The sequence below is a fragment of the Achromobacter sp. Root83 genome (assembly GCF_001428845.1).
GTDB lineage: Bacteria > Pseudomonadota > Gammaproteobacteria > Burkholderiales > Burkholderiaceae_B > Achromobacter.
This window is the reverse complement of the sequence record NZ_LMIU01000028.1, coordinates 194,371-202,242: the sequence shown is the minus strand read 5'-3', so window position 1 is coordinate 202,242 and position 7,872 is coordinate 194,371. Positions and strand designations below refer to the sequence as shown.

Sequence of the window (7,872 nt, the reverse complement as noted above, 5' to 3'; positions counted from 1 at the left end):
GGTCGGAGCAGGTGTGTCTGCCGAAACCGGTGCGCCTGCCAAAGCGGGTGTGCCTACCAACGCGGGAGTGCTTGCCAAAGCGAACGTTCCTGCCAAAGCGAACGTTCCTGCCAAAGCCAGTCTGCAGGCCGAAGCGGCCGGATCGCAGACCGAGCGCTACGCCTATGACGGTAACGGCCGCCTGATCCTGGCGGAGAACCCGGCCAGCCGCCTGCAATGGTTCTACGGCGCCGCCGGCAACCTGACGCGTGAGCATCAGCACTACTCAAGCCTGCCGTCACCGGTCACGGCCGTCTGGAAGCACGAATACAACGAACTGAACCAGCGNCCTGGCGGAGAACCCGGCCAGCCGCCTGCAATGGTTCACGGCGCCGCCGGCAACCTGACGCGTGAGCATCAGCACTACTCAAGCCTGCCGTCACCGGTCACGGCCGTCTGGAAGCACGAATACAACGAACTGAACCAGCGCATCGCCACGCTGCGCCCGGACGGCCATCGCGTCAGTTGGCTGACCTATGGCTCGGGCCATGTGCACGGCATGATGTTCGACGAACACGAACTCGCCAGTTTCGAACGCGACGACCTGCATCGGGAGGTCGAGCGCCATCAGGGCAATCGACTGGTGCAGACGCAATCGTGGGATGCGATGGGCCGGCTACGCGAACAGAGCGTGGGCACGCTCTTCCGATCTCAGCGCATCGCCACGCTGCGCCCGGACGGACATCGCGTCAGTTGGCTAACCTATGGCTCGGGCCACGTACACGGCATGATGTTCGACGAACACGAACTCGCCAGTTTCGAACGCGACGACCTGCATCGGGAGGTCGAGCGCCATCAGGGCAATCGACTGGTGCAGACGCAATCGTGGGATGCGATGGGCCGGCTACGCGAACAGAGCGTGGGCCGCATGCCGGGCGAGTTTGATCATTTAGGCATGAATGGACTGCCAGGCACGCCAGGTGTGGTGGCGGGTGTTTCCAATGCCGGACGCCCGCAACGCCTGCTGCAGCGGGGCTACCGCTACGACGCCGCCGGCCAGTTGGAAGCGATCCAGGACAGCCGGCGCGGCCCTCTGTCCTATCGCTACGACCGCGTGGGCCGATTGCTGGAAGCCACCAGCAGCCTGGGCCGCGAAACCTTCGCGTTCGACCCCGCCAGCAACCTGCTCGATCCCACGAGCGCCGACGCGACCGGGAGCACGTTGAGCATGGGCGGCCCCGTCTACACCTACCGTCACCGCTCGGCGCGCCTGGACAACCTGCTGCGCGAGTATGCAGGCACGCACTACCAATACGATGCGCGTGGCAACCTGATCGACAAGCTGCACAACGGCAAACGCTCGCGCTTCGAGTGGGATCTGTTCAACCGCCTGACGGGCCATAGCAACGACACGCTGCGTGTGAGCTATCAATACGACGCCCTCGGCCGCCGCCTGATGAAGCAATCGGAAGCCCACTGGCAGGAACGTCCCGGCATGACGCACGCGCAGCGCCAGGAAGAGNCGCCGCCTGATGAAGCAATCGGAAGCCCACTGGCAGGAACGTCCCGGCATGACGCACGCGCAGCGCCAGGAAGAGAAAGCCCGCCTGAATCGCGCGCTGGGCTGCGGGGCAACGCTGTACGGCTGGGACGGCGACACCCTGGCCTGGGAAGGCCGCGATGACCAGACGATGCACTACTTGTACGAACCGGGGAGCTTTGTGCCCCTGGCGCAGGCGATCAGCAGGAAGCCAGTGCTGCTGCATCAGCAGCCGATTTACGCGGGCGGCTATGACGTCGATCAGGACCCGCTATGGACGACTTCGCCCGAGCCGGATGCCGTGGATGCGCTCGCGTGGTATCAGTGCGATCACCTGGGGACGCCGCAGGAACTGACCGACGCGGACGGTGAGATCGTCTGGAGCGCACAGTACAAGGCNCAGGACCCGCTATGGACGACTTCGCCCGAGCCGGATGGCGTGGATGCGCTCGCGTGGTATCAGTGCGATCACCTGGGGACGCCGCAGGAACTGACCGACGCGGACGGTGAGATCGTCTGGAGCGCACAGTACAAGGCATGGGGCGTCGCGAAAGAGGCGATCTCGAGCGCGGCACTGGCTGCGGGGATACGTAATCCGATCCGATTCCAGGGGCAGTATCTGGACTATGAGACCGGACTGCATTACAACCGGCACCGGTACTATGATCCGGAGATCGGAAGGTTTATTGCGAAGGATCCGATCGGGTTTGCGGGCGGGTATGAGACCGGACTGCATTACAACCGGCACCGGTACTATGATCCGGAGATCGGAAGGTTTATTGCGAAGGATCCGATCGGGTTTGCGGGCGGGTTGAATGTTTATCAGTATGCGGATAATCCGGTGGGGTGGGTTGATCCGTTGGGGCTGTCCGGCCGAAAGGTTCCGATTCCGCGCATTGAAGCAGGAAACAGTAAGGAGGGCTGGCAGCATATTGAGGAACGCCATATTAGTGGAACTCATCCGACGGGTGCCGGAGATCTATTCCCAAGCGGTACAACACAAGATCAGATTCAAAAAGCCTGTGAGTGCCTAGTCAAAAGTGGAACTCGGGTTAGTGATCCACGCCGGCAGATTCAAACTTTCGAAAAGCGTATGAAAATTAACGGCCGTGTCGACCGGGTGCGAGGAATTTTCGATTCTCATGATGGCAATCGAACAATCACTGTGTTCCCTGTCCGGAGTGAGTAGATATGATGGAATTTTATATTTACAGAGATGGAGTAGGCAGGGCTTCCGGGTTTGATACCGGTGATATGAGGTTTGTATTTGGCGGTGAAGAGGTGTCATCTCAGAAAGAGCCAAGATTTCGGATGATGATCTATCTTTCGATTGTCTCGCTTATCGATGGCTTGCTGGCTCTGCCGGAAAGAAAGAGATTCGATTTCGTGGCTGCAGACTCCTCTTTTTCTATGAAATTCATCCTTAAAAAAGACGTATGCGCCATATGTTCGGAAGGAAAGAGTCTTGGGGTATTTGATTATGATTCCATAATTATTAGTATCAGTAATGGGATATGCGATTTCCTGAGAAAGGGAAATTCCCTTCCGCTTGAAGACTCTGTGTACACCGACTTCAACGGAACTGTTGAAGACCTGAAAGCGCATGTACGGTTTCGAAAAGGATAGATTTCTGTTCCTGATACATCGGAAGTGCAAGGCGCATCTGCTTTGAGATCCATCTTCAATAATTGGCGGTTTGATGGGGCAATCTCCCCGAAAATGAGAAGCCTTCCGCCGTTGTTCCGTCTTGTACTGGATTATGAATGGGCCATTCCAAAAGAAAGATCCGCGCGCTCATTGTAGTTATCGCCGTAGGCGCTTGCGCAATCGGGTGGCGCTACTGGCGCTTGTCATATTCAGAACCAATCTTCGCCATGACGTCTTTAACGAAAGATATGAAAACTCTCTGCGTAGGCAGAATTTTGGTGGACCTGCCTGCCAGTACGACATGGGAGGCCAGGGCCAGTGGCGCACGCGTTGGCAACGCGCAAGTCTCGAGTCAGACGGGCGTGTCCCGGGAACAATTCGAGGTTTTGAAGGAACAGCGGTGGCGCGAGATTCAACTATCGAAGTCGCCGACTGGGGAAGAGCCCTTGCATGCACCAGAAAGATTTTCACCGGACGCTGATAGTGTGATCTTCTCATATGGGTTTGAGAGTATCGAGGGACCAGATGCGTTTGGCGTGTACGGCCGCCGTGTTGTCTACGATGCGCAGGGATTTAAATGGACCAACGGAACGCTGGTCGAGTTTCGGCCGCAGTTGGATGGCCGGGAGCAGATCGCCGGCCTGATGGGACGTATCAGGGCTCGGGGTCGCGATGAGATTCCTAACCAACCAGGGTTATGCCTGGATGGCATCTTTGTAGCTGGCTATTACGATTTTTCGGAAAGGGAAGAAGTGTCTTGGAATTTCGACCTTCCCTTTGCACAGAGCATGCGGGTGGAAGTGACTCGTGTGTCTTCGCCAGCCACATCATTTTTCGAACGCGACCGGAAGTCGCTAGCGGAGTGGGCAGACTTCATCGCTAACGCGGTAAAACCCGGCCAAACCTACTCTTCCCATTACTACCGCAAGAATGAGCGAAACGTGGGCGGGCTTGTGGGCGACGAAGTGATAGGGGGCGAAGTCGAGGGACAGGCGGCACACGGCTATAGCACCGCGATACACGGCCTTTGGGAGTTCCCGGGGAACGGGCCTGCCGCGCCAGCGCCGAAAATCAGCATAACAATGGGTACCCCCACATTTGAAACAACATACGTTCCCTCGCCGGCCGGTGGATTTCCCCGTCCCGAGGACACCCCGGACGGCCCATTGGCGCAAGATTTCTTCGAAATTTGGGACGCGGTGATCGGTAGTGTGCGTGTGCGGCCGATCGCGCTCGCACAACCGCCAAAGGTTACGCCGCCCGCGCCTCGGATCACGTCGGAGCAGGCTGAGTTGGATCGAAAAAGCCTGGATGCCTTTATAGCTGGCCTTCCTGCCGAAGATCCTGAGCGCAAGCAGTGAGCGCGAGCGTCGCTGGCCCTGAACAATCTCACGCGGTTCGCCGGGAGGGCGCCGGGACGAGATTCATTCGATGTCTTGCGGCGCCTCCGGCGTTACCGATGTGTCGATACCCTAGGAAGCTGGCAGCAGCTCCGGCCTGAGCACCCCACGCAAATCCGCGTAGGAAATCGCCAACTCCGGCTCGCCGTGCGAATACGGCGCGATCGAGTAGGCGTCGTACTTGACGACGATTCCGTCTCGCGTCAGCGCAAAGTTATCGCTTTCCTGGAACGGCCACATCTTGTTGTAGGCCGCCGGATCGCGCTTGGCGTCGGGATTGCCGGCCAGCCACTTCGCGTGTGCCCGCTGCAGCGCGGCGACGTAGTCGGCGCGGCGGCCGGGGATCAGCGCTTCATCCAGGCTCATCACGCGGCCGCGACTGCGCTCCCAGTTCAGGTACTGCGTGGCGGGGATGCCGTGGGCCGCGCCGGTCAGGTACTGTTCCGTGTGCAGTTCGATGGACACGATGTCGCCCACCGTGTCCTTGACGTTGGCCTTGAAGTAGGTCGCGTCGCGCGGGCGCGCCGTGGACCAGAAGTACTGTGTGTACTCGGACAGTGTGTCGTAGGGACCGCGGCGGTTGGCGTCGGTGCCGGTCATGTAGGCCAGCACGTGGTCCACCAGGGCCGTCAGCTTGGGGATGCCCGGGAAGGCCACGCTGTCGATTTCGATGCGCGGGCAGTCGCCTTCGCAGCCCGGCTTGCCGGAGGCCCACTTGATGCGCTCGGTCGACAGGTCGCCCACGGTTTCCGGCGTGGCGGAGGCCTGGGAGGCCGGGGCGGCCAGTGTGATGTTCGACGGTGGCGTGCTGCCGCAGCCGGCAAGGGCCAGCAACGCGGCCCCCAGGATCAGACCGCTTATCGCGCCTTGCGGCGTGAATGTGCGACGCATTGAATTACCTCCAGAAAACCAGGGCACGTCCGTCAGGGCACGACACCCGTCCATTCGGCGGTGGAGAACTTTTCGTCGGCTTGCGCTTGCGCGCGCGCCAGCGTGTCGGTGCCCACCTGTCCCGGTGTCAGACGATGCAGGCCGGCAAAAGTTTCCACCATGCGGTCGATGATGACTTCGCGCGCCAGCCCGGTCTGGGTCCGCAGCGGATCGACGCGCTTCTTGGCGCTGGTGGTGCCTTTGTCGGACAGCTTCTCGCGCCCGATGCGCAAGACCTCGACCATTTTATCGGCATCGATGTCATAGGACATGGTCACGTGGTGCAGGACGGCGCCCGCGCGGCGGGCTTGTGCCGCGCCGCCGATCTTGCCGATGTCCGAGGCGATGTCGTTCAGCGGCTGGTACCAGGCCTTGATGCCCAGGCCCTGCAGGGCGGTCAGCACCCAGGCGTCCAGGAATGCATAGGACTCCTGGAAGCTCATGCCGTGGACCAGCGCCTGCGGCGCGCTCAGCGAATAGGTGATGGAGTTGCCGGGTTCGATGAACATCGCGCCGCCGCCGCTGACGCGGCGAACGACTTCGATGCCGTGGCGCCGGGCGCCTTCGGGGTCGACTTCATTTTTCAGGGATTGGAAACGGCCGATCACGACGGCGGGCGCGGACCACTCCCAGATGCGCAGCGTGGGCGGACGCTGGCCGGCGCCGACTTCGTCCGTGATGACCGCGTCCAGCGCCATGTGCAGCGCGGGCGCTTGTGGCGCCTCATGGATCAGTTGCCAGTCGTAGTCGTTCCAGTCGGTGCGCGTCATGCAAGCGCCCTCCGCAACACCACGGCGACGGCTTCGGCGGAAAAGCCGAACATTTCGGCGTTGGGCGGCAGGGCCGACTGCACGGCCACCGCCAGTTCCAGTTCGGCGGAGTCGGCCGGCATGCCGTTCAGCCCGCAGTTGATGGCCTCCAGGGCTTCGGGCGGCTCAAGAAAGAAATCGCCGCTGATGCGGACATCGGCCAGGCGGCCGTCGCGCACTTCCAGATCCGCGACGACCAGTTTGCCGCCGGGGACTTTGTATTCGCCATGCATGGGCGCTCCTTGCAGAATCAGAATCGGGAATTACAGGCTGAGCTTCATGCCGTCGTGGGTGGCGGCGAAGCCCAGGCTTTCATAAAACCGGCGCGCGTCGGGACGGGCGCGATCGGTGGTCAGTTGCACCAGCCCGCATCCCTGGATGCGGCACTGCTCGATCGCCCACTCGAACATGGCGCGGCCCAGGCCGGCGCCCCGGAACGACGAAGCGATGCGCACGCTTTCGATCTGTCCGCGCCACTGGCCCAGCCGCGACAGGCCGGGTATGAACGATAACTGCAAACAGCCGACCAGATGGCCATTCTGCTCAACCACGGCCAAGAATTGATTGGGGTCCTGCTGGATGGCGCCAAACGCGGCGGCATAGCGCGGGTTCAGCGGAATGGAGGCGTCTTCGCGGGCAGCCCCCAGCGCATCGTCGGCCAGCAGCGCGACGATTTCCGGCAGATCCGCCATCCGCGCGCGGCGGAACACCAATTGCGGTTCGGTCATGGCGTGTCCTTTCAGCGCGCGACGTTGTGGGCGGTCTGGCCGAAGAGGATACGGCGCGATTCCTCGTCGCTGACCGACGGCGCCGTGTTGATGGTGCTGGCCAGCGCATAGGCGCGCTGCGTGGCGGGACGCGCGGCGATGGCCTCGAACCAGCGCTTGAGGTGCGGGAAGTCGTTCAGGTCCTGGCCCTGCTTGGCATGCGGCACGATCCAGGGATAGGCCGCCATGTCGGCGATGGAATAGTCGCCCGCAACGAATTCGCGGTCCGCCAGGCGTTTGTTCAGCACGCCGTACAGGCGGTTGGTTTCCTTGACGTAACGGTCGATGGCGTAGTGGATGCGTTCCTGCGCATAGCCCGAGAAATGATGGTTCTGGCCCGCCATGGGGCCCAGGCCGCCCATCTGCCAGAAGAGCCATTGCGACACCTCGGCGCGGCCGCGCACGTCGGCGGGCAGGAAGCGGCCGGTCTTCTCGGCCAGGTACAGCAGGATCGCGCCCGACTCGAACAGCGGGATCGGCGCGCCGCCGTCAGCCGGCGCCTGATCCACGATCGCCGGGATGCGGTTGTTCGGCGCGATGGCCAGGAATTCGGGTTTGAACTGGTCGCCGCGGCCGATGTTCACCGGGTGGATCTTGTAGGGCAGGCCAGCTTCTTCGAGGAACAGTGTGATCTTGTGACCGTTTGGGGTGGTCCAGTAATAAAGATCGATCATTGGGATGTCCTGTCGTCATGGCGCCGCCGGCGGACGCCGGCGGATAGGAAGGCCATGATAGCGGGGCATGCTTGACTGGCGCCCGAATAACCGGGGGACGGGTGCGGGTTTCCCCGCGGGCATGGG

General features: G+C 61.7%; 8 protein-coding genes and 1 pseudogene. 4 read left to right on the top strand and 5 right to left on the bottom strand.

What is annotated here, in order from left to right:
- Positions 1–1,511 precede the first annotated feature (1,511 nt).
- The 4 genes and pseudogenes from ASE30_RS30015 to ASE30_RS28235 form a co-directional block, all read left to right on the top strand.
- Positions 1,512–1,918: pseudogene (locus ASE30_RS30015) on the top strand (RHS domain-containing protein); the annotation flags it as partial.
- A 1-nt stretch (position 1,919) separates the two neighbouring features.
- Positions 1,920–2,708: RHS repeat domain-containing protein (locus ASE30_RS29155; protein WP_235515370.1), on the top strand; the 789-nt coding region annotated here is incomplete at its 5' end.
- A 2-nt stretch (positions 2,709–2,710) separates the two neighbouring features.
- On the top strand, positions 2,711–3,145 hold the full coding sequence (locus tag ASE30_RS29150) for a hypothetical protein (RefSeq protein WP_156407806.1): 435 nt from the start codon (positions 2,711–2,713) through the stop codon (positions 3,143–3,145).
- A gap of 137 nt (positions 3,146–3,282) precedes the next feature.
- Entirely contained in the window at positions 3,283–4,527 is a 1,245-nt protein-coding gene (locus tag ASE30_RS28235; RefSeq protein ID WP_057287582.1) for a T6SS immunity protein Tli4 family protein, read from the top strand.
- Positions 4,528–4,638: 111 nt separating this feature from the next.
- Here the strand turns inward: ASE30_RS28235 and ASE30_RS28230 are convergent, their stop codons facing one another.
- Genes ASE30_RS28230 through ASE30_RS28210 form a run of 5 tightly spaced genes read right to left on the bottom strand, consistent with a single transcriptional unit; the run spans position 4,639 to position 7,746 of the window.
- On the bottom strand, positions 4,639–5,457 hold the full coding sequence (locus ASE30_RS28230; RefSeq protein ID WP_057287581.1) for an RsiV family protein: 819 nt from the start codon (positions 5,455–5,457) through the stop codon (positions 4,639–4,641).
- Positions 5,458–5,489: 32 nt separating this feature from the next.
- Complete coding sequence (locus ASE30_RS28225) at positions 5,490–6,266, bottom strand: biotin/lipoate A/B protein ligase family protein (protein WP_057287580.1); 777 nt, start codon at positions 6,264–6,266, stop codon at positions 5,490–5,492.
- Complete coding sequence (locus ASE30_RS28220; RefSeq protein WP_057287579.1) at positions 6,263–6,538, bottom strand: lipoate protein ligase C-terminal domain-containing protein; 276 nt, start codon at positions 6,536–6,538, stop codon at positions 6,263–6,265. The genes ASE30_RS28225 and ASE30_RS28220 overlap by 4 nt, the downstream gene beginning before the upstream one ends.
- A 30-nt stretch (positions 6,539–6,568) precedes the next feature.
- Complete coding sequence (locus tag ASE30_RS28215) at positions 6,569–7,033, bottom strand: GNAT family N-acetyltransferase (protein WP_057287578.1); 465 nt, start codon at positions 7,031–7,033, stop codon at positions 6,569–6,571.
- Positions 7,034–7,044: 11 nt separating this feature from the next.
- A complete protein-coding gene (locus ASE30_RS28210) occupies positions 7,045–7,746 on the bottom strand; it encodes a glutathione binding-like protein (RefSeq protein WP_057287577.1) in 702 nt (233 codons plus the stop codon).
- Positions 7,747–7,872 lie beyond the last annotated feature (126 nt).